Source organism: Rapidithrix thailandica (genome assembly GCF_039710355.1).
Lineage (GTDB): Bacteria > Bacteroidota > Bacteroidia > Cytophagales > Flammeovirgaceae > Rapidithrix > Rapidithrix thailandica.
This window is the reverse complement of the sequence record NZ_JBDKWZ010000009.1, coordinates 102,307-122,615: the sequence shown is the minus strand read 5'-3', so window position 1 is coordinate 122,615 and position 20,309 is coordinate 102,307. Positions and strand designations below refer to the sequence as shown.

The following is a 20,309-nucleotide window of genomic DNA, read 5'->3' as shown; positions in this document are numbered from 1 at the left end:
CTATCCAGCTATCATTCAATCTTGAACCATGAACACTTACATCCAGATAGAGCAAATAAGCAAATCTTATCAAGGAGCCAGGGCATTGAGGGAAGTCCGCTTAGAGGTGCAAGAGGGGGAACTTTTTGGGTTAATTGGGCCGGATGGAGCCGGGAAAACCAGCCTGATCCGCATTCTGGCGACTTTGCTCTTGCCCGACTCCGGTACTGCCCGTATGGGGCAAAAAGACGTGGTCCGGGATTACTTACAAATCCGAAAACGATTGGGGTATATGCCCGGCAAATTCTCCCTGTACCAAGACCTTACCGTCCGGGAAAACCTGGAGCTTTTCGCCACGTTGTTCGGCACTACCATCCGGGAAAACTATGGCTTGATCAAAGATATTTATGTGCAACTGGAGCCTTTCAACAAACGGCTGGCAGGCAAACTTTCGGGAGGAATGAAGCAAAAGCTTGCTCTATGCTGTGCGCTGATCCACCGCCCGGAAGTTATGCTACTGGACGAGCCCACTACAGGAGTAGATCCCGTATCACGAAAAGAATTCTGGCAAATGCTCAAAGGCTTACAAAAGGAAGGCATTACGCTATTAGTGTCTACTCCTTATATGGATGAAGCCAAGCTCTGCCAACGGGTAGCCTTGATTCAGTCCGGACAAATTCTACAAACCGACAGCCCTGAAGGGATTACCCGTCAATTTCCGGCACGCTTATACGCTGTCAATGGCAAAGATAACTATCAGTTATTGCAAGATTTAAGGGCTTACCCTTATGCATCCTCAGTCTTTTCATTCGGAGAGGATATCCATTACACGGATGAACGGGAAGAGGACATTGCCCTTCAACTGAATGAATACCTTCGAGCTAAAGGGCACACTGACCATCAGGTAAACCCCATTGTGCCCAGCATAGAAGATTGCTTTATGGAATTAATGAAACAAAGTGACTAAGCCATGTCAAACACTCGTCCCATCATACAGGCAGAACAACTCACCAAGGTTTTTGGCAACTTCACTGCTGTCAACCGGATCAGTTTTGAAGTGAGTCCCGGAGAAATTTTTGGTTTTTTAGGAGCAAACGGAGCCGGGAAAACGACAGCAATGCGCATGCTCACCGGTTTGTTGAGTCCCAGTGCCGGCAAGGCTACCGTGGCCGGGTTTGATATTTACAAACAAACGGAGAAAATCAAACGGCATATCGGGTATATGAGTCAAAAATTTTCCTTGTACGATGATCTGAGTATCCGGGAAAATTTCCGGTTTTACGGAGGAATTTACGGTCTTTCCACCTCTATGATCCGGAAGCAAACGGACGATATGTTAGAAAAAATGGGTTTGACTTCCGAAAAAAACACCTTGTTGAAAGCCCTACCATTGGGTTGGAAACAAAAGCTGGCTTTCGCCATCGCTATGATTCACCGGCCTGAAATCATCTTTTTGGATGAGCCTACAGGGGGAGTGGACCCGGTTACCCGAAGACAGTTTTGGGATTTGATAACGGAAACGGCTTACCAGGGCACGACCATCTTTGTCACCACTCACTATATGGACGAAGCGGAATATTGCCATCGAATTTCCATGATGGTCGATGGAAAAATAAAAGCCTTGGACAGCCCCAAATCCTTGAAAAAGCAATTTGATGCCGGCTCCATGGATGAGGTATTTTTAAAATTAGCCAGGGGGTAAACCTTCCAGGTTTCTAAAACCTGGAAGGTTTTGATTCCCAGAACTTATAAACAGTCAATGTTCATTTGCCATGACAAACCTAAAACGCCTGAAAGGCTTCATCAAAAAGGAATTTATCCATATCTTCCGGGACAAACGCACGATGGTCATTTTATTTGGAATGCCCATTGTCCAAATTTTACTTTTTGGTTTTGCCATTACCAATGAAATCCAAGAAGCCCGGATTGCCATCTTAGATATGGCCAAAGACCCCGTATCGGAAGAGCTCTCTCAAAAAATCATGTCTTCCGGTTATTTTCATTTGCAAGCAACTCTTCAACACCCCCGGCAAATAGAGGAAGTCTTCAAACGCGGAGAGGTCAAGCAGGTCATTGTGTTTCCCCATGACTTGGATCGCAAGCTAGAAAAAGAACACCGTGCCGTAATACAGTTAATCGCCGATGCCTCCGACCCCAACACGGGTACTTCTTTAATGAATTATACTTCCTCGATTATTCGTTCCTTCCAGCAGGAAAAGAACCAAACTACCTCCCAGCCTTATCAGTTGGTGCCCGAAGTACAAATGCGTTACAACCCGGAACTGAAAGGGGTGTATATGTTTGTTCCCGGCTTGATTACGATTATTCTGATGCTGGTATCCGCCATGATGACGTCCATTACCATCACCCGGGAAAAGGAACTGGGTACGATGGAAGTTTTGCTCGCTTCACCCATGAAACCCGGCCTGATCATCATTGCCAAAGTAATTCCTTACATTTTCCTTTCTTTTATCAATGCATTGATGATTTTGTTCTTAGGCAAATTTGTTTTCGGGGTTCCCATCAAAGGGAGCCTGGTCCTTTTGCTAGGTGAAAGTTTGCTGTTCATTCTCACAGCCCTTTCCCTGGGCATTTTTATTTCTACCAAAACGCAATCACAACAAGTCGCCTTAATGGTTTCGCTGATGGGTTTAATGCTGCCCGTGATCATTTTATCCGGGTTTATCTTTCCCATTGAAAACATGCCTTTTTTCTTGCAACTTCTGTCCAATATCATCCCGGCCAAGTGGTTTATCATCATTGTCAAAGGGATTATGCTCAAGGGAGCCGGCATGGAATTGCTTTGGAAAGAAAGCTTGATTTTACTGGGCTTTACGGCTTTTTTTATCCTCCTCAGCATTAAGAATTTCAAAACCCGTTTGGCCTAAACTTACTAACCTTTACCGGAACATCATTGCTCAACCGATTATGAGAACGATCTTCTTTCTATTGGAAAAAGAATTTAAACAAATCTTCAGAAACAAAGGCATGTTGCCTATTTTGTTTGTCATGCCTTTTGTGCAGTTGTTAGTACTGGCAAATGCAGCCACCTTTGAAATTCAAAATTTGCGCTTGTGGCTGGTCGACCAAGACCACAGTTCCTTTTCCCGCAGGGTTTCCGGCAAATTTGAAGCCTCTCCGTATTTTCGCACAGTCGGAAACTCTTCTCATATTCCCGCCGGAGAAGAAGCGTTACTTACCGAACAAGCGGATTTGGTATTGGTCATTCCAAAGGGATTTGAAAAAGAGCTCTCCCAAGAGCATAACAGCGATGTACAGGTGGTAATCAATGCCATTGACGGCATGAAAGGAGGTCTGGCCAATGGCTATGCACAAGCCGTATTGGCGGATTTCAGGAAAGAACTTTTACAAGAAAATCCTAGCGGAAGTCTCAGTGCGGTAAAGCAATTCAGTGTTCAATATGCCAACTGGTACAATGAAGAAATGGATTATCTGACCTTTATGGTACCGGGAATTCTGGTCTTGTTGGTGACAATGATCGGGGCATTTTTGTCCAGTATGAATATCGTGCGGGAAAAAGAAATCGGTACCATTGAGCAGCTCAATGTCACCCCTATTAAAAAGTACCAATTCATCATTGGCAAGTTACTGCCTTTTTGGATCATCGGCTTGGCAATGTTGGCTGTGGGATTACTATTGGCCAAATTAATCTATCAAACACCTATGATCGGCAGCTTATGGGCACTGTTTGGTTTTGCAGCGGTGTATTTGCTGGTAGTACTCGGCTTTGGTTTGCTTATTTCTACCACTACGGACACCCAACAACAAGCCATGTTCATCTCCTGGTTTTTCCTGGTGATCTTTATATTGTTGAGCGGACTCTTTACGGCCGTAGAAAATATGCCGCCATGGGCCCAGGTCGTTACCTATCTTAACCCGGTACGTTACTTTATTGAAGTCACCCGGATGATCATGTTAAAAGGAGCCGGTTTTGAAGAAATCCGCTTTCATTTTACGGTTATTTCCGGATTTGCCATTGTCTTTAACGGTTGGGCTATTTGGCAATACCGCAAGACTGTTTAAAAAAATGAATAATAATCTTCAAAAAGTCTAGTTACAAATATGAATTCAATCATATGGATGAAGGCTACCTAAATTTTTTTTAAGAGAAGACTTTTTTTAATCTCACTAGCATATGAAATTCTTCAATATAGGTGTCTCCGCAGACTTGGCGGAAGAACTCGCTCCTAAAATCCGGTTAACCAATCAAATTGCGCTTATACTGACGTTCAATTCCCTGGTGTACGCGTTCTTCTCCTATACCAATCATTCTGAGAATACCGTCCTGTACGCTGCCCTACTATGCATGGCCCTTTGTATTCTTCCTGTATTTTTCAATTTCTTAAATCTATACAATCTTTCCCGGGTCTTTATCAGTACTGTTCCTATTTCGTTGGTGGTCATAGTAGCGGCAATGATCACCCCTCCTGAGAAACCGGCTTTGTCATCACTCATCTTATTGACTACGTCCTCGTTACCTTTACCTTTTATCATTTTTCATTTTTCGGAGCGCACTTTACAACTGGGTTCACTCATATTCAATATTCTTCAAATTGTCACTTTTCGATACATCAGTCTGCTTTTTGTTCCTTCCAAAGAAACAGAATCTTTGTATACAGAACTCCAATCCCTGCAATTGGATACCTTTGGAATTTCCTTTGGCGTTTTGGTAGCCATTGTGATGACTTCCTTATTGCAAAAATCGATGGTAGATTCCGAGAAAAAGCTCAAAGTAAACTTGGAGGAGTTGGAAGAAAGAACTCGGGCCATGGAAGAAGCCAAATCGGAAATGGAAAAGTCTTACAAAGAACTGGAGAACGCCCGGATCGATTCCCAACAACGTGAATGGATCAATAAAGGCCTGGCCCAAAGCATTAACTTGCTTCGCTCAGATGAAGATATTTCCATCTTGTATGATAAATTATTAGCATATATCATCCGCTTTATGGGTGCTAATCAGGGAGGGCTTTTCCTGGTCAATAAGCAAGACCATGACGAACATATGGAATTAGTGGCTTGTTATGCGTACAACCGCAAAAAATTTATCAAAAAACGGATAGAGGTAGGTGAAGGCTTGATTGGCCAATCCTACCTGGAAAAAGATAAACTATTTTTAACCGATGTACCGGAAGAGTACCTCGATATTACTTCCGGACTGGGGCATAGCAATCCCCGTTGTATTGTGATTATCCCTTTCTTTTTCAACGAAAAGATCGAAGCCATTCTGGAAATCGCTTCCTTTAAAGTCCTTCAGGAACATGAGATTACCTTTCTGGAAAAGGTAGGGGAAAATATCGCTTCGGTCATTAGTAGTTACCGCATTACCTCACAGACGAAGAAACTATTGGAAACCTCCCAGCAACAAGCCGAGATGCTTCGCTCTCAGGAAGAGGAAATGCGACAGAACATGGAAGAAATGCAAGCGACCCAAGAAGAAATGTACCGCAAAGAAAGACAGTATGTCAAGCACATTGAAGACCTGGAAGAGAAGCTAAATGCTACTCGCAAAGAACAAAACCATTTAACAAGTTAACCTTCAAAAGAAATATTACAAACAATAGCTCGCACAACAAAAACAGCATTTAAGTCAACTTTCACAATAAACTTGTAACAGAATCAAACTTTACCTATGCAATGAAAGCCATTCCTGAAAAAGGGAGTGGCTTTTTTATTTTGTTCTATACAGCCTTCCGCATAGAATCAGTTTGATTTTTTTAGAAATTAATAAAGTGGCTTTTCACGTTAAATTACGTCTCATTTTTCCGGAAATATCGTTGAAGAGTGGAAGTAAAAAAGCACAGCATACCTCTGAAGCATAAAACCCAAGCAACTTCTAAGACAAAGTCAATTTGTTTTTTATCTTTAGGCCCGTTGACTGTAAACGTCCAAACTGTTACTTGTCTCAATGAAAACTGTTTTACACTCCTATAGTAAAGGGGTTGACCATATCAATGAATGGTTAGGAAAAATGGCGGGCTGGCTGACCACCTTCTTGATGATATTAATTGTATACGATGTGATCAACCGCTATTTGTTCAATTACTCCAATCCGGCCACCTTCGAACTCGAATGGCATCTATTTGCCATCATCTTTTTGATGGGTGCAGGCTATACCTTAAAACACGATCGCCATGTACGGGTGGATGTGTTCTATGCGAATTTCTCTGAAAAACAGAAAGCCTGGGTCAATTTGACGGGCACGGTGCTGTTCCTGATTCCCTTTTGTTTGATTGTGATCAAAGGAGGCATCCCCTATGTGGAAGTTTCTTATAATATGAATGAAAAATCTACCGACCCGGGAGGTTTGCCTTTCCGCTATGCTATCAAAAGTGTGATCATTATTGGCTTTTTCTTCCTACTCTTACAAGGCACTTCGTCCATGGCCAAATCCATACTGACCCTTCTGGGAGAAAAGAAAACATAACTTCAATAGTTTATTCACAGCCACTAAACCAAATCCACTACAAAACCTACGACACGCCAATGACCCTTCTTCTACTCTTTGTTGTCCTTTTTACTTTACTTCTCTTAGGCTATCCGGTAGCTTTCACTCTGGCAGGCGTATCCATCGTCTTCGGGTATTTCGTCTTCGGACTGGAGTTTTTCAACTTATTGCCCTTGCGTATTTACGGCACCATGAACAACTTCGTCCTGATAGCCGTGCCCTTGTTTGTGTATATGGGAGTGATGTTGGAAAAGTCGGGAATTGCCGAACGCTTGCTAAACACCATGGCCATTCTTTTCGGAAGGTTGCGAGGAGGACTGGCCATCGCGGTAATTGTAGTGGGGGCCTTGTTGGCTGCTTCTACAGGTATAGTAGGCGCAACGGTAGTCACGATGGGTTTGCTTAGCCTGCCCACCATGCTAAAACGAAAATACAAAGCAGAATTGGCAACCGGCACCATCGCCTCAGCCGGAACTTTGGGGCAAATCATTCCTCCCAGTGTGGTATTAGTACTATTGGGCAGTGTAATGAATATTTCCGTAGGAGATTTGTTTATCGGGGCAGTGGTTCCGGGACTTCTTTTGGTCATTGCCTATATCGGATTCGTTTTGGTCGTGGCAATGCTTAAACCGGAATATGCTCCTCCGGTACCCGAAGAAGAGATCAGGGAATTCAAACAGGGAAACTTCCTCCCTACCCTTATCAAAACGTTTGTCTTGCCCATGTTACTGGTATTGGCAGTATTGGGTTCCATTTTTGCCGGAATTGCATCTCCCACCGAAGCAGCCGGAGTAGGCGCCTTTATGGCCACTATCCTCACCCTCACCGAAGGCAAATTGACCATCACTGTACTCAAAGAGGTGATGAAAGAGACTACTTTTCTCACCTGTATGGTCTTTATCATCCTAGTAGGGGCAACAGCCTTTGGTTTGGTCTTCCGGGGTGTAGAAGGTGATAGGATTTTGGTAGACTTTATTGAAAGTGCCGCATTAAGCCCTTATGCCTTTTTAGCCTTGGTGATGATCGGAATTTTTATTGCCGGTTTTTTTATCGATTTTATCGAAATCATTTTCATTTTTATGCCTGTGGTAACTCCTATTTTCGCAGTGTATGAAATGAATTTACTATGGGTTGCCATATTGGTATCGCTCAACCTGCAAACTTCCTTTCTGACACCTCCTTTTGGTTTTTCCTTGTTTTATCTCAAAGGAGTTGCTCCGCCTGAAGTCAAAACCAAACACCTGTACCGGGGCATTATTCCCTTTATCCTCATCCAGTTAATTATGATCGGTCTCTTGGTATTATTTCCCGAATTAGTCACCTGGTTGCCTTCTTTGGGAAAAGGTAGTTAAGAATTGTGCCTTATATGGTTCAATATTTTTTAAATCACCACAGTAGAAACATAGAAAACAATAGAAACTACCATCTATGCTCCTTCAATTTCTATGTGATCTATTGTATCTATGTGGTTCAATATTTTTATTAAAACCACAGTAGAAACATAGGAAACAACAGAAACTACCATCTCAGCTCCTTCAATTTCTATGTAATCTATTGTATCTATGTGGTTCAATATTTTTTAAACACCACAGTAGAAACATAGAGAACAATAGAAACTACCATCTCAGCTCCTTCAATTTCTATGTGAACTATTGTATCTATGTGGTTCAATATTTTTATTAAAACCACAGTAGAAACATAGAAAACAACAGAAACTACCATCTCAGCTCCTTCAATTTCTATGTAAACTATTGTGACCTATGTGGTTCAATATTTTTTTAAATCACCACAGTAGAAACATAGAGAACAATAGAAACTACCATCTCAGCTCCTTCAATTTCTATGTAATCTATTGTATCTATGTGGTTCAATATTTTTTAAACACCACAGTAGAAACATAGAGAACAATAGGAACTACCATCTACGCTCCTTCAATTTCTATGTGAACTATTGTATCTATGTGGTTCAATATTTTTATTAAAACCACAGTAGAAACATAGAAAACAATAGAAACTACCATCTCAGTCCCTTCAATTTCTATGTGAACTATTGTATCTATGTGGTTCAATATTTTTTTAAATCACCACAGTAGAAACATAGAGAACAATAGAAACTACCATCTCAGCCCTTTCAATTTCTATGTAAACTATTGTATCTATGTGGTTCAATATTTTTATTAAAACCACAGTAGAAACATAGAGAACAATAGAAACTACCATCTACGCTCCTTCAATTTCTATGTGAACTATTGTATCTATATGTGGTTCAATATTTTTTAAACACCACAGTAGAAACATAGAGAACAATAGAAACTACCATCTCAGTCCCTTCAATTTCTATGTAAACTATTGTATCTATGTGGTTCAATATTTTTTTAAATCACCACAGTAGAAACATAGAAAACAATAGAAACTACCATCTCAGCCCTTTCAATTTCTATGTGATCTATTGTATCTATGTGGTTCCTAAATTGTCCTTTCTGTAAAAAAAGCAATCGTTTTTATTTTCAATCACCTTCCTACACAAAACTCTTCAAGGCTTTTATCCTAACATCCATTAACTTTGCTCCCGGAAATAAATTGGATGAGAGAGCCCGGCCTCTTTCTCCATCACGATTGACCAACATCCCATGACAAATACATTGAAAAACGACCTGATTTTAAGAGCTGCCCGTGGTGAAAGAGTAGAACGTGTACCCGTATGGCTAATGCGCCAAGCCGGCCGTATTTTGCCTGAGTACCGGGCCGTACGAGCCAAACTCAGCGGTTTTATCGAATTGGTCAGCACTCCGGAATTGGCCGCAGAAGTCACCATCCAGCCCGTAGACCACCTGGACGTAGACGCAGCCATCATCTTTTCCGACATCCTGGTCATACCCGAAGCCATGGGATTACCTTACGAGATGGTAGAAAAAAGAGGGCCGTATTTTCCGGAAACCGTCAGTAGTGAAAAAGACATTCAAAAGTTAAAAGTAGCCGATGTCGCTTCCGACCTGGGTTATGTAATCGAAGCCATAAAACTTACCAAAAAGGAACTGAACGGCCGGGTCCCTTTGATCGGTTTTGCCGGAGCCCCTTTTACCCTGTTTTGCTATATGGTGGAAGGCAGCGGTTCCAAAACCTTTTCCAAAGCCCGAAGGATGTTGTACCAAGCTCCGGAGCTTGCCCACTCCTTATTACAAAAGATCACCGATAGCACCATTCAATATTTGAAAGCCCAGATTGCTGCCGGTGCCGACTTGGTACAGGTATTTGACTCTTGGGCAGGAATCTTACCTCCGGCCCATTACGAGGAATTCTCGATGAAATACATTGCGCAAATTTGCGATGCCATAGACGAAGTGCCCATTACCGTATTTGCCAAAGGTGCCTTCTTTGCCAGAGAAGCTATGGGCAAACTGGACTGCCGTACTATCGGTTTGGATTGGAACATGGACATCCGGGAATCCCGTCAACTCATCGGCCCGGACAAAACCCTGCAAGGCAACCTGGATCCTTGTGCCCTCTATGCCCCGGATGCAGAGATTGTAAAAGCCACCCAAAGCATGTTGGACCAATTTGGCTTTCAAAAACACATTGCCAACCTCGGCCATGGCGTTTATCCCGACATCAACCCGGAAAAAGTCAAAGTCTTTGTCAATACGGTGAAAGAGTATAGTGCCAGGTGTGTTGAAGAGAACCGTTAACAATTGCCCGTTAGGTTTAAAAATAGATAAACCCTCTTGGCTTCTCAATAATAAGTATGCCAAGAGGGTTTTGTTTTAGTTGTTTTCCAGCAGTTTGTAAAAAAGCTTTATAAGTTTCAACAAATACTCTTTGTCTTTAGGGTCTTTTCAGTATCCGTTAAGAGTACTATAAAACAAATAGCCCAATTGTCTCTAAGTTACGGTCTTATTCACAACTACTAATTAGAATATAAGATATAAACCATACTATGGTGTAAACTATAAACTGCCCTATAAAAACCCAAATACTGTATGGAAAAAATAACTGTAAACCAATATATGGCATTCTTGCAGGCATAAACAGAATTAAATTTCTAAAATTTAAAAAGTCTAAACCAAAGAAATATTCATCAATTATTGGTAATGAAAAATAAATTAAAAGTACAAACCCTAATAAATAATTTTTTTTTTATTTATTATAATTTTCATAGGCGTTAATTAATCTCTATTTTCTCTTTTAATTGTTGCATTACTTCCCATCTTTTATCTAAGTCTTCTATAGTAATAAAGCTTGACCCTGTAGATGCTTTATCTCTAGCAATTATAGAGAAAAAATCTCTTACATCTTTTGCATTTTTGTAGGTTTCTTCAGATATGGCTTTATTAGTATAAGGATCTACCTCTTCATTATCATACATATCTATCACACTATTTGCTCGTTGTACAAGGTCAATATCTGCGCCCAAAGTTTTTTATTAAAGAGAGCATCCATCGCACCGGCTGCTTTTACTTCGTCATAATCTAAATCATGTTGTTTTGCTGCAGCATCTAAAATATCGATTGGTGGTAAAGAGTAATCATCTGCATAATTACCTTTTGAATCAGGATCTTTCCAGTATTTTTTAGGATTATTTCCCCCTGTATAAATACCATGTCTATTTTTTACAAATTGAACTGCCTTAAAACTATAAGTTTCTCCATCAGCAGAATGTCGCTGATGGGTAATAATATATTTAATTCCTGGACCTTTACGACCATAACCTTTTTCTGTATTTCTATGAGAAACTACTCGCTCTAAAGATCTATGCGGTTTACCTTTTTGATCAACATAAATTTTATAATGAACACTAAAATATTCCAATCCTTCTAACTCAACTCCATCGATTACTCTATTCTCACTAAACGCATAAGGGCTATTATACACATAATCCTCTGCTAGTGGATCAACAGAATGAAAACGTCCAATTTGTACATCCGCATTCCTCCATTTAAAGGAAGACCAATTCAGCCCAAATTCCTCCTGTTTTTCCTTGCCGTTGTATCGGGACGCGTAGTCTGAAACTTGTCCTCTGAAGTTCCTAATTTTTCAATTCTGGCCAGATTGAGGTCAAAGGGATAGGTATAACCTACTACCTATGGAAGCTTCTTCCAACATAAAACTAAGCGGTACAGAAAAACTCTATACCGCTTTACTGGGCCAAAGGCATTTTTCCTCTCTCTCGCGAGCACCTTAAAAAGTCCTTAACGTTTAACTGGTGCCAAAAAATTTAGAAGGTTATTTTCAAGGTATACTTTTAGATTCCGATCAGGTTGCTTTTCCGGGAATCTGGCTTTATTCATAAATGAAGTATCTAAATCTACCAATTGTATTTCTTCCACTACCTGACCCTCCTTGTAGACGCGTTTGGTTTCATACTTGCCCGTATTTTGATTTAATACATACTCTTCGATTAAATTCAGAGATTTATATATCTTATAGTTATCAATAGCTTTTCCATCTTTGTACTCCGTTACTTTTTTAAAAGTACCCTCCGGATCTATAAAACCACTGACCCCATTTTTTTTATCTTCCGAATAGGTAGTAATGAATGTCAAATGACTAGACATACTAATCGCTTCCCCACTCAACAGGCCATTTTCATAATTAATGATACACCAAGGAGATCTTTTTTTATCAGTATAATATTTACAGGTCCCATGCCTGAGGTGATCTCTGTAAGATATTTCGACAATGAGGTTTCCTTTTTTACTAAATTCTTTTGAAACCCCGTCAAGTTTCCCATCCTTGTAATTTGCCTCCATAAGCACTTTCCCATTGGTATGGTAAAACACCCACAAACCATCCTGCTTTCCCTGCTTAAAATAGCCTTCAAAGTTTTTTTTCTTTTTGTAAAACTCAACATAATGCCCATCTAAATAACCATCTTTGTAATGGGCAACAAAGCTCCTTTCACCCCCTTCCTCATACCCTTCAACTATCTGATTTTGAGCAAACAATACATTTGAAAATATTACACTTACACTAAAAAACAAATAACAAATAAAATATTTCATAGTATACTTATTTCTTTTTTCTGTAAATCTCTAACTGTAGATATTTTTTTCCCTTACGACCTGGACTGGCAGCTTTTTGTCCTCTTATAGTAATGCTATATTGTCCAAATTCCCCTTGCCTATCCTTTTGTTGTGAATCTCCATCAAATATTATGGTAATTGCCTCAGCTTTATTTGTTGTTCCACTTAATGTAGCCCCATAACCTCCCTCATCTTTCCCAACTGTAGATATTTTTCCATCAGTTGTGCTAATTAGGGTACTATTTCCCCCGTTTTCACCAAAAATTTGTATAATTTTATCAATAGACCCCGTGGAATACGTCATCTCTATACTTATATCAGTCGCCCCCTCAGGAAGAGGATAAGTCTTTGTAAAAGTCCGATCAGTTTTTGTTACCTTATCACTCTTATTCAATTCAAATGGTTCAGTTGATGGAGATTCTTTTGGAACAACCCTGGCTTTTGATCCATATGCTGTTGATCTCAGTCCTTCTCCAGGCTTTTTCGCAACAGCTAAAGCATCTTTAGCTTCCTTCAGACGGTCAAAGTTTTCATCATTGTTATTCTTTTTAAAAGCTCTTTTTGCCTCTCTTACGTCTTTCCGGGCATTTCTTACCACCTTACTTTCCCAAGGCCAATTTCCATCTGGGTCGATAAATTTAACCGGATTATTGAAGGCATAGTTATAGGGAGAAAAACGCTTCCCTAATTCTGATGCAGGGTCTATTACATGCCACCTCCCCAAAGCCGCATCATACATCCTAGCCCCATAATCCATCCAATTCAGTCCAAACTCTTCCTGTTTTTCTTTGCCGTTGTACCGGGACGCGTAGTCTGAAACTTATGATCCGGAGCTCCTTTCTTCTCAATCCCCGCCAGGTTGAGGCCGAAAGGCGACTAGTTGTGTGTAGCTGAGCTACGAAGATCGGTCTGTTGACGACCCGCAGGCAAGCCTATACTGGGCTATGGTTTTCTTTTTTCTCCACTGCTTTTTTATTCAATTGACTAAGCCGTCCACGAAAAAAGAAAAGAGAACAGCCGTGAAGAGCAGCACAGTGAGGCAAATGGATAAAAAAGCAAGGTGGAGACAGTGAAACTGTACTACCTTGCTTTTTTGGGAATGAAGCCCAAACGAGCAACGCACGAACTCCTTATAACCAAGATACCACCGCCCTATCTATTCGGGAAAAAGATAAAATAGAACCACTGGAAATACGTCCCCCCCTCAATCCTATGCTTTGCAAAAGCTCCTTGTGGTGGCACAGGAAAAATAGAAGGGTGTAGGAAATCAATGCTACTCCTAGATTAGTAGTAGTAAAAAGCAGTAGTTGATTGAATTATAAAAAGCCCTTCTTCTAATTTATCATTGAAAGTAGTAATACCTAAATACCCACCTTGTGAAATATCAATCTGCTTTTTTAATAATAGTCTACCTTCTATTTCTACTTTAATTTCCCATAACTTTTTTTGTTCTAAATCTTTTACACTAAGTGTTTCATGAGTACTGATATGATTGATTTCTTTATAAATTTTATTTTTAGAATAAGGCATTTTGGAATCAAAAGGATAAAACTGAGTAATGTAATATGTATTTGAATCGACTTTGGTAAATAAAATACTAAATCCCGTTTCACCCGTTACAGAGTTAGTATATATTTTTTGTTTATCACATATTTTAAGTCCATTTACATATAAAGTTACTATCTCTCCTTGAAATTCATCTTGAAAATCAATTTTCACAAAATTTTGTGCTTTTAAATTTAAAAAACAAAATAATAGAGGAATTACAATGAATTGTTTACTTATCATTATTACCTTCTGTTTTGATTTAATATGCTACGTCTTTTATACATAATCATTAATTGTTCTTTAATTAATTCCATACCTGCATTACCTCTCCTTTGAGCTTGAAACATCAAATTTTTAGTAAATGAAGCTCTTTCTATATGTAAATCTCCTTGTTCAATTACATGCTTAGTGGGGTGTAGTAACCAAGCTGAATGACCAGCTTCATGAGCAGCTGTTCTTTCCAATGTAGGTTTTCCTTTCTCAGATAAACCAGTATTATAAGAAGGATGTGACTCATTAGTTGTATTAGGTTGTTGCTCAATTACACTTTTATGTATAAACATATCTAATGTACCATGCTCATTGAGACCTGGTGCTTTTTCCGTAACGGGACCATTATCTCCAGTTATATGGAATAAATGATCAGTTTCGGATACTTCATCCATAGATTTAGCTACTTTTAAATCTACTTTAATACTCCAACTAACATTATCATCTGAACCTGTAAATGCTTCTTGCATTCCATGAACAATTCTGTTTTTAACAGATTCCATGTCTATATTATCATCACCAGTTTCATTAATTACTTTTCCAGTAAAAGTTAGGTTAATGTGTACTGAACCTTCATCACGTGTTTCTAATGTTATAACCCAATCTTTTCCATCAGGATCAATCATTAATATAGGGTTATTCGCTACATAGTTATAAGGTGTCCATGAGTGGTAATTTTCAGCATGGGGATCAATTTGATGAAACCTACCTAATTGAGCATCCATAGTTCTTGCTTCATAATCCATCCAATTCAGCCCAAACTCCTCCTGTTTTTCTTTGCCGTTGTACTGGAATTTATGGTCAGGCGACCCCTGTTTTTCCAGTCCAGCCAGGTTGAGGCCGAAGGGATAGTAGTGGTTTTCTTGCACTATCACTTCCGGAGTGTGGGTAATTTTCAGATCGTCGAACCAGACGTTTACATCACTTTCATTGGCCACGAAGATCTTCACAAAACCGTTTTTGGTCAGGGTGATCTCCGGTAGGCTCAGTTTGTACCAGCCGTTGGTGCTGGCTGTTACATAGCGCACTTGGTTTTGAGTGGGTTGCTCGTTGCCTTCTGCATCGTATACCACCATCCGTAGGTAGGCTACCGGCAAGCTGCCATTGGCCGCGGTCCCGATCGGGGAGATTCCGAAGGTCATCGTGGGAGCGGTGATGTTGTCCCTTCCGTTGCCTAACAAGGGCACTCCGTTGTACAGGGTCTGGCTCACAGGGGAAGCGTTTTCGTAGCGGTACCAGGCCTCAGCTGAGAGCTTGTCACCGGCCGTCACTTCCAGCTGCTGCACCATCGGGCCAACCGTTTTACCCGTGGCTGCATTCAGCTTGGCCGCCCCACTGGTACCTCTTCCGCTGCCCGCCTCCCAGGTGCTCTCCAGATTGTCAAAGAACGTGGCTTCTTGTTGCACGGTCACCGCATCGGTCAGGGTGGCTTCGTAATCCACCGGGGTCCCTTCCCGGAAAGCCACCCGCAGGTTCCCCAAATGATCCTTGTAGTGGTACTCGTACACATAGGCCGGGGCCGTTTCGCTCAAAGCGGCTTTTGTCAATACCCGCCCTTCTGCCATATGGATAAATTGCAAAATATTCTGCTCATAGACAAATTCCCCTACGTAATCCGTGGTTTTCACCAAGGTGCCTTCTTCGTAAACTTCTTTGCGCAGCTTGATCCCGGCCGCATCGTAAGTGTACTTTAAATACTTGTCCGCCCCGAAGGCAATTCGCTCCGGCAGGTTCAAATGGTTGTACTGAATGGCGGTAATCCCTTTGTTGTCGTCTTGGATCAAATTGCCGTTGGCATCGTAATGGTATTCCTGAGCCGTGCTAACCCCGTTGAAAAAACTGCCGGCCGCATCTTTCTCCGTTACCGCATCCTCCACTTTGGCCAGACGGTTGCTCAAGGGCTCATGGGTATAGCTCAAGGCATCAATCGCCCCGAAGACTTTTTGGTTGTCCTGGGCCGTGTTAAAGCTTTTTAAGCCCTGCCGGTCAAGACTTAAAATATTCCCGTTGGCATCGTAGGATAGGGCCACATCAAAGCGCCCGTTTTCTACCGTTTTGGCACTGCTAAAGTCCGCTTGCTTTAAACGGTTCAGGGCATCGTAACGGTAGTCGTACTGGCGCTGCACCGGGTCCCGGTCGCTCTGCCAGCTCATCCGGGCGATGTTACCGTTGTACTGCGGATTACTTGCATGGTCTTCGTAGAAGAGTTCAAAGCCGAAGTAGTCCTTGACCGGGCTGTTCATATCCTGCAAGTCCTGGGGGTTATTTACTTTTTTGAGCCAGCCCCGGATGTTGTAGGCATAGTCCAGCTGCTGCTGGAACAGCTCCCCCTTGGCCAGGGTCTTTTGCTCGACTTGCCCCAGCTCGTTGTAAGAGTTTTCCGCCAGTAATTCCCAGGCATTGGCTCCCACTTGGTGATGGGTTTCCAGTATCCTTCCGGCATGGTCGTAGCGAAAGGCCTGGGAGATGGCCAGGGTGCCGGAAGCCGTCTGATGCGCCTGGTGGGTGGCGATCACCTGCCCGGTAAAATCGTAAAGGGTCGATAAAATATCGGTACCGCCCAGGTGGTTGTCTCCTTGGGTTTGGATCACCCGGCCTTTGGCATCGTAATAACTCACCGTGCTCAGCCAGTTATCCGAACCCAAGACCCGCACCAGCGAGCCGGTGGCCATGCCCCTGACCCGATCAGTCACTGCGGGCAATGCCAGGCTGGTGGCCCCCACCTGGTTTTTGGCCGCAGTCAAGCCCGATTGGCTGTGGGCATCAAAAGCTTTGCCGGTAAAGGAATAATCATCGTAATAGCTCAGGGTCAACAAATCAAAATCGGTAGTCGGCAAAGCGGTACCTGTACTGGCATAGCCGGCCGACTCCAGGGAGTTGAATTGTGGTTGCACAATCTCTGCTTCAAAGGAAGGAGCCTCCACCCCAGCATAAAAAGTAAAGTCAGGCAGTAATTCGATAGATTCGCTGGCCTGTATATCTGTACCTTCGTACTGATATTTCACCACGGTCTTTTCCACCGATGCTCCGGAAGTGTTCAGATCCACTGGCTGTCCGTTGCGTGTCAGATTCTTTGGCAGGTTCGTATCCGACCAGTTCTGCAAAGCTTCCCGGTTGAAACCGGTGTTCATCACCCCGGTAGCCACCAAACGGCTAAAGACATCGTACAGGGTAAAGGTCCATTGCCCGGTAGCCCGCTGTTGCCCGTCTCGGGTGAACACCAAACGGTCCAGCCGGTCGTACACCATCTCTACTTTTTCAGCCCCCGGCACCTGCTTTTCCACCATCCGGTGTCGATGATCGTAGCGATAAGTAAAACAGAGATTTTTTAAAATGGAAGAAAAATCCGGATGTTGGTGGTAATTGTCGGTTTCCATTTGCTGCACCGCCAAAGGAGGCAAGACATAGCGCAGATTGCCAAAGTCGTCATAGATGTAATACGTACTCAGGAAAACAGGCTGACCTTGAGCATCTTTTCCTTCCTGTATCTTTTTCAACACCACCCGGCCCAGTTTGTCTTTGCACTCCAAAACTATGTTTCCGTGCTCATCGGTCACCTCATTGACAAAAAGTTCCCCTTCCCCATCCGGTTGACCGTCTCCATTGCGATCGGTAGCTGTGTTCGCGTATTCCGCTAAGGTCTCCGGCAAGCCCCTGGTAGCATGGATCGTCCAGAGCCGTACCGCATCTTCCGGGGTATTATTTCTTTGAATAAATTTCAAAGAGTGGTCTTCTGAGGTCATCCCTAATGTCGGAACCCAACTTTCTCCGGGAGATGATGTATATAATACTGTATTATGCGGAGAGGCTTCAAAATGTTTGAAAGTATATGGAAACTGTGAGTGAGCAATCCCAGAGGTAGTTTGATAATAATCTGCTTGTTCCCGGAAAGGGTCAAGCCTTATATCCCCAGCATTCACTCCATTATCAATCAAGTATGGCAAAAAGTCTTTAGTCTGCCTTCCAAGCAGGTCATATGCTATAGGCTGTATGACATCGAAAATTTTACCCTCTTTTTCCACTCCTCCTAATTGTTGTACAGTTTGTATAGTTCTTCCTAGCCCATCTGCATACTGCGTATTCACTAGCAAGTCTTCAGGGCGTTGAAATTTGTAAAGCTTATCAACATCATTGATAATATGTTCTCCTGTTTCGTTTTTGAAATTCTCGGGATTGGAAGTGGGCTTTTTAAAAGTATATGTTCTAATATAATTGAAGTCTTCTTTCTTGGCGGTATAACCCGGAAGAGTTGTATGATCATGAATAATAACGGGATCACTTAAAGCCCACCAACATTGTTTTCCATACTTAGATCTGGCCCGTATGTAATAATACCCAGGAGTCTTAGTAGTAAAAACATATTCAGAAGAGTAAGAAGTTTCAAAATCAGGTTCAAGCCCACTACGGGGGTCATAATAGATCCAAAAGAAATCGTAATCCGGATCAGAATTAGTATGTCGAAGGGAGTACTCCTGTGTATCAGCATTATAAGTAATTTCAGGATTATCTATATTCTGAACACCTGAAGGTTCAACTTCAATAACTATTTGTGAGGCAGCACTTTCACATCCTCCTGTTCCGATGGCTGTCACTGAAATTATTGTATTTTCATTCAAAATATCTGTAGTGTAACTCCCATCAACACTTTTGTGAATTAATGTATTGCCTTTATACCATGCATATTCTACTGCAGAAGGAGAATAAACAGATAAATTTACCGAAGAGCCCGGGCAAGCCAAAACTGGATTAGAAGAAACAGTAGGCATCGGTGGATTTTCTACCAACTGCACTTCCAATTTTGACCTTGTGCTTTTACACAACCCATTACCCGAAACGACTTCTGCCTCAAATGTGATTTTGTTATTTACCGCGTCATTAGTTTGTGCTATATAGTCCCATTCAGCTTCTTCGCTTACAAGTACGTCATTAATATACCACCTATACCTATTTCCTTCTGATGCTCCAGAAGCGGTTAATCTTAATGCCTTTCCCTCACAGACTTCCCAAAGGTCCTTAGATAAAGAAGGATGGGAGAGGTAATCAGTAAGTGAAATAGCTATTGGATCACTGGAACATTTGTTTTCAAAATCGCCATAAAAAGTCCGGACATAAAATTTCGTAGCACTTGTTACATTAGGCCGATATTCAGCATTTACAGCTCCGTCAATCGGATTGTCATTTTCATCATACCATTGATAACTTCCTCCTGAAGGAGCGCCTTTAACCTTAAGTACAATAGGTCCTGTGCAAAGGTTTATATGAGATTCTTCCTGTACAAAGGTAGGCAAAGGAGGTTTTTTATTTTCAAAACTTATAACCTTTTCTGCACTTTGTGAGCTATTTCCTTGAATAATCACATAGTATTGATATGTTCCACAAAACTCATCAATAACTATCTCTCCGGAAGTAGAACTGGCGACCAATGTATTACCACTCCTTATGTAAATTTTGTAAACCTCTCCTTTGGATGTATTCGCACCACTTAAATGCACATAAGCCTTAGCAGTAGGAGTACATCCACTACAATAATACGCCCAGTCCACTGATGGGGTACTTGGAGGGTTAGGAGAGGAATCACCACCAACCGTATGTGCTGTTGAATTTGCAGAACAAATGCCTGTAAATTTCATTTCCGTTACTTTGGCATAATATGTACCTGAGTTAACAGGAAAAGAAGTTTTACACCTATACGACCCATTGCCCATACTTGTCCAATGAATAGACACCCCATTTTTAGTAATAGGTACCCCTATCCCATCCATAGGATGAGTAGAAACAGATTTAAAAGGGCTGGACTGCATCGAGTCACGATACCAATTAAATGCCAACTCATCCAAAGAGTTAGTACTATTTATCGTATACTCTGTAATTAATTCACTACCAGAGCTACCAAGATATACATAATTACACTGTCCGTAAATAGTTTGAGTGTAAAATGTAGTCAATAAAAATACAAAGAAATTTTTTTTTAACGACATGTTATTTGAGATACTTAAAATGGAGCATTTATTATCTTATCAATACTAT

At 41.5% G+C, this 20,309-nt stretch carries 13 protein-coding genes and 1 pseudogene; 8 read left to right on the top strand and 6 right to left on the bottom strand.

Going from position 1 to position 20,309, the window contains the following annotated elements; translation table 11 throughout:
* The first annotated feature begins 28 nt into the window (after positions 1–28).
* From AAG747_RS16525 to hemE, 8 genes are all read left to right on the top strand, one after another.
* Positions 29–946, top strand: coding sequence for an ABC transporter ATP-binding protein (locus tag AAG747_RS16525; protein ID WP_346822309.1), 918 nt, complete (start codon positions 29–31; stop codon positions 944–946).
* A 3-nt stretch (positions 947–949) separates the two neighbouring features.
* Complete coding sequence (locus AAG747_RS16520) at positions 950–1,681, top strand: ABC transporter ATP-binding protein (RefSeq protein ID WP_346822308.1); 732 nt, start codon at positions 950–952, stop codon at positions 1,679–1,681.
* Positions 1,682–1,751: 70 nt separating this feature from the next.
* Complete coding sequence (locus AAG747_RS16515; protein ID WP_346822307.1) at positions 1,752–2,867, top strand: ABC transporter permease; 1,116 nt, start codon at positions 1,752–1,754, stop codon at positions 2,865–2,867.
* Between the two features lie 40 nt (positions 2,868–2,907).
* Positions 2,908–4,023 (top strand): ABC transporter permease, encoded by a 1,116-nt coding sequence (locus AAG747_RS16510; protein WP_346822306.1) that lies wholly within the window; start codon positions 2,908–2,910, stop codon positions 4,021–4,023.
* A 112-nt stretch (positions 4,024–4,135) separates the two neighbouring features.
* The gene (locus AAG747_RS16505) at positions 4,136–5,533 is read left to right on the top strand and encodes a GAF domain-containing protein (protein ID WP_346822305.1); all 1,398 of its coding nucleotides are present in this window, start codon (positions 4,136–4,138) and stop codon (positions 5,531–5,533) included.
* A gap of 372 nt (positions 5,534–5,905) precedes the next feature.
* Positions 5,906–6,424 carry a TRAP transporter small permease subunit gene (locus AAG747_RS16500; protein WP_346822304.1) on the top strand — a complete coding sequence of 173 codons (519 nt, stop codon included), beginning with the start codon at positions 5,906–5,908 and terminating at the stop codon, positions 6,422–6,424.
* A 59-nt stretch (positions 6,425–6,483) separates the two neighbouring features.
* Positions 6,484–7,797 carry a TRAP transporter large permease gene (locus tag AAG747_RS16495; RefSeq protein ID WP_346822303.1) on the top strand — a complete coding sequence of 438 codons (1,314 nt, stop codon included), beginning with the start codon at positions 6,484–6,486 and terminating at the stop codon, positions 7,795–7,797.
* Positions 7,798–9,074: 1,277 nt separating this feature from the next.
* On the top strand, positions 9,075–10,130 hold the full coding sequence (gene hemE / locus AAG747_RS16490; RefSeq protein WP_346822302.1) for a uroporphyrinogen decarboxylase: 1,056 nt from the start codon (positions 9,075–9,077) through the stop codon (positions 10,128–10,130).
* A 473-nt stretch (positions 10,131–10,603) separates the two neighbouring features.
* Here the strand turns inward: hemE and AAG747_RS16485 are convergent, their stop codons facing one another.
* From AAG747_RS16485 to AAG747_RS16460, 6 genes and pseudogenes are all read right to left on the bottom strand, one after another.
* A complete protein-coding gene (locus tag AAG747_RS16485) occupies positions 10,604–10,807 on the bottom strand; it encodes a hypothetical protein (protein WP_346822301.1) in 204 nt (67 codons plus the stop codon).
* 5 nt (positions 10,808–10,812) lie between these two features.
* Positions 10,813–11,313 (bottom strand): hypothetical protein, encoded by a 501-nt coding sequence (locus tag AAG747_RS16480; RefSeq protein ID WP_346822300.1) that lies wholly within the window; start codon positions 11,311–11,313, stop codon positions 10,813–10,815.
* 317 nt (positions 11,314–11,630) lie between these two features.
* Positions 11,631–12,443: a toxin-antitoxin system YwqK family antitoxin gene (locus tag AAG747_RS16475; protein ID WP_346822299.1), complete on the bottom strand. Its 813-nt coding sequence runs from the start codon at positions 12,441–12,443 to the stop codon at positions 11,631–11,633.
* Between the two features lie 7 nt (positions 12,444–12,450).
* A pseudogene (locus AAG747_RS16470) lies at positions 12,451–13,257 on the bottom strand (RHS repeat-associated core domain-containing protein); the annotation flags it as partial.
* Positions 13,258–13,748: 491 nt separating this feature from the next.
* Positions 13,749–14,252, bottom strand: coding sequence for a hypothetical protein (locus tag AAG747_RS16465; protein ID WP_346822298.1), 504 nt, complete (start codon positions 14,250–14,252; stop codon positions 13,749–13,751).
* A 2-nt stretch (positions 14,253–14,254) separates the two neighbouring features.
* Positions 14,255–20,260, bottom strand: coding sequence for a DUF6443 domain-containing protein (locus AAG747_RS16460; protein ID WP_346822297.1), 6,006 nt, complete (start codon positions 20,258–20,260; stop codon positions 14,255–14,257).
* Positions 20,261–20,309: the final 49 nt, after the last annotated feature.

What these genes read in the sequence shown, in the direction of transcription:
- AAG747_RS16520 (WP_346822308.1), top strand. Translation starts at nt 950, where the DNA reads ATGTCAAACACTCGTCCCATCATACAGGCAGAACAACTCACCAAGGTT.
- AAG747_RS16475 (WP_346822299.1), bottom strand. Translation starts at nt 12,443, where the DNA reads ATGAAATATTTTATTTGTTATTTGTTTTTTAGTGTAAGTGTAATATTT.
- hemE (WP_346822302.1), top strand. Translation starts at nt 9,075, where the DNA reads ATGACAAATACATTGAAAAACGACCTGATTTTAAGAGCTGCCCGTGGT.
- AAG747_RS16515 (WP_346822307.1), top strand. Translation starts at nt 1,752, where the DNA reads ATGACAAACCTAAAACGCCTGAAAGGCTTCATCAAAAAGGAATTTATC.
- AAG747_RS16500 (WP_346822304.1), top strand. Translation starts at nt 5,906, where the DNA reads ATGAAAACTGTTTTACACTCCTATAGTAAAGGGGTTGACCATATCAAT.
- AAG747_RS16505 (WP_346822305.1), top strand. Translation starts at nt 4,136, where the DNA reads ATGAAATTCTTCAATATAGGTGTCTCCGCAGACTTGGCGGAAGAACTC.
- AAG747_RS16525 (WP_346822309.1), top strand. Translation starts at nt 29, where the DNA reads ATGAACACTTACATCCAGATAGAGCAAATAAGCAAATCTTATCAAGGA.
- AAG747_RS16510 (WP_346822306.1), top strand. Translation starts at nt 2,908, where the DNA reads ATGAGAACGATCTTCTTTCTATTGGAAAAAGAATTTAAACAAATCTTC.
- AAG747_RS16460 (WP_346822297.1), bottom strand. Translation starts at nt 20,260, where the DNA reads ATGTCGTTAAAAAAAAATTTCTTTGTATTTTTATTGACTACATTTTAC.
- AAG747_RS16465 (WP_346822298.1), bottom strand. Translation starts at nt 14,252, where the DNA reads ATGATAAGTAAACAATTCATTGTAATTCCTCTATTATTTTGTTTTTTA.
- AAG747_RS16485 (WP_346822301.1), bottom strand. Translation starts at nt 10,807, where the DNA reads ATGTATGATAATGAAGAGGTAGATCCTTATACTAATAAAGCCATATCT.
- AAG747_RS16495 (WP_346822303.1), top strand. Translation starts at nt 6,484, where the DNA reads ATGACCCTTCTTCTACTCTTTGTTGTCCTTTTTACTTTACTTCTCTTA.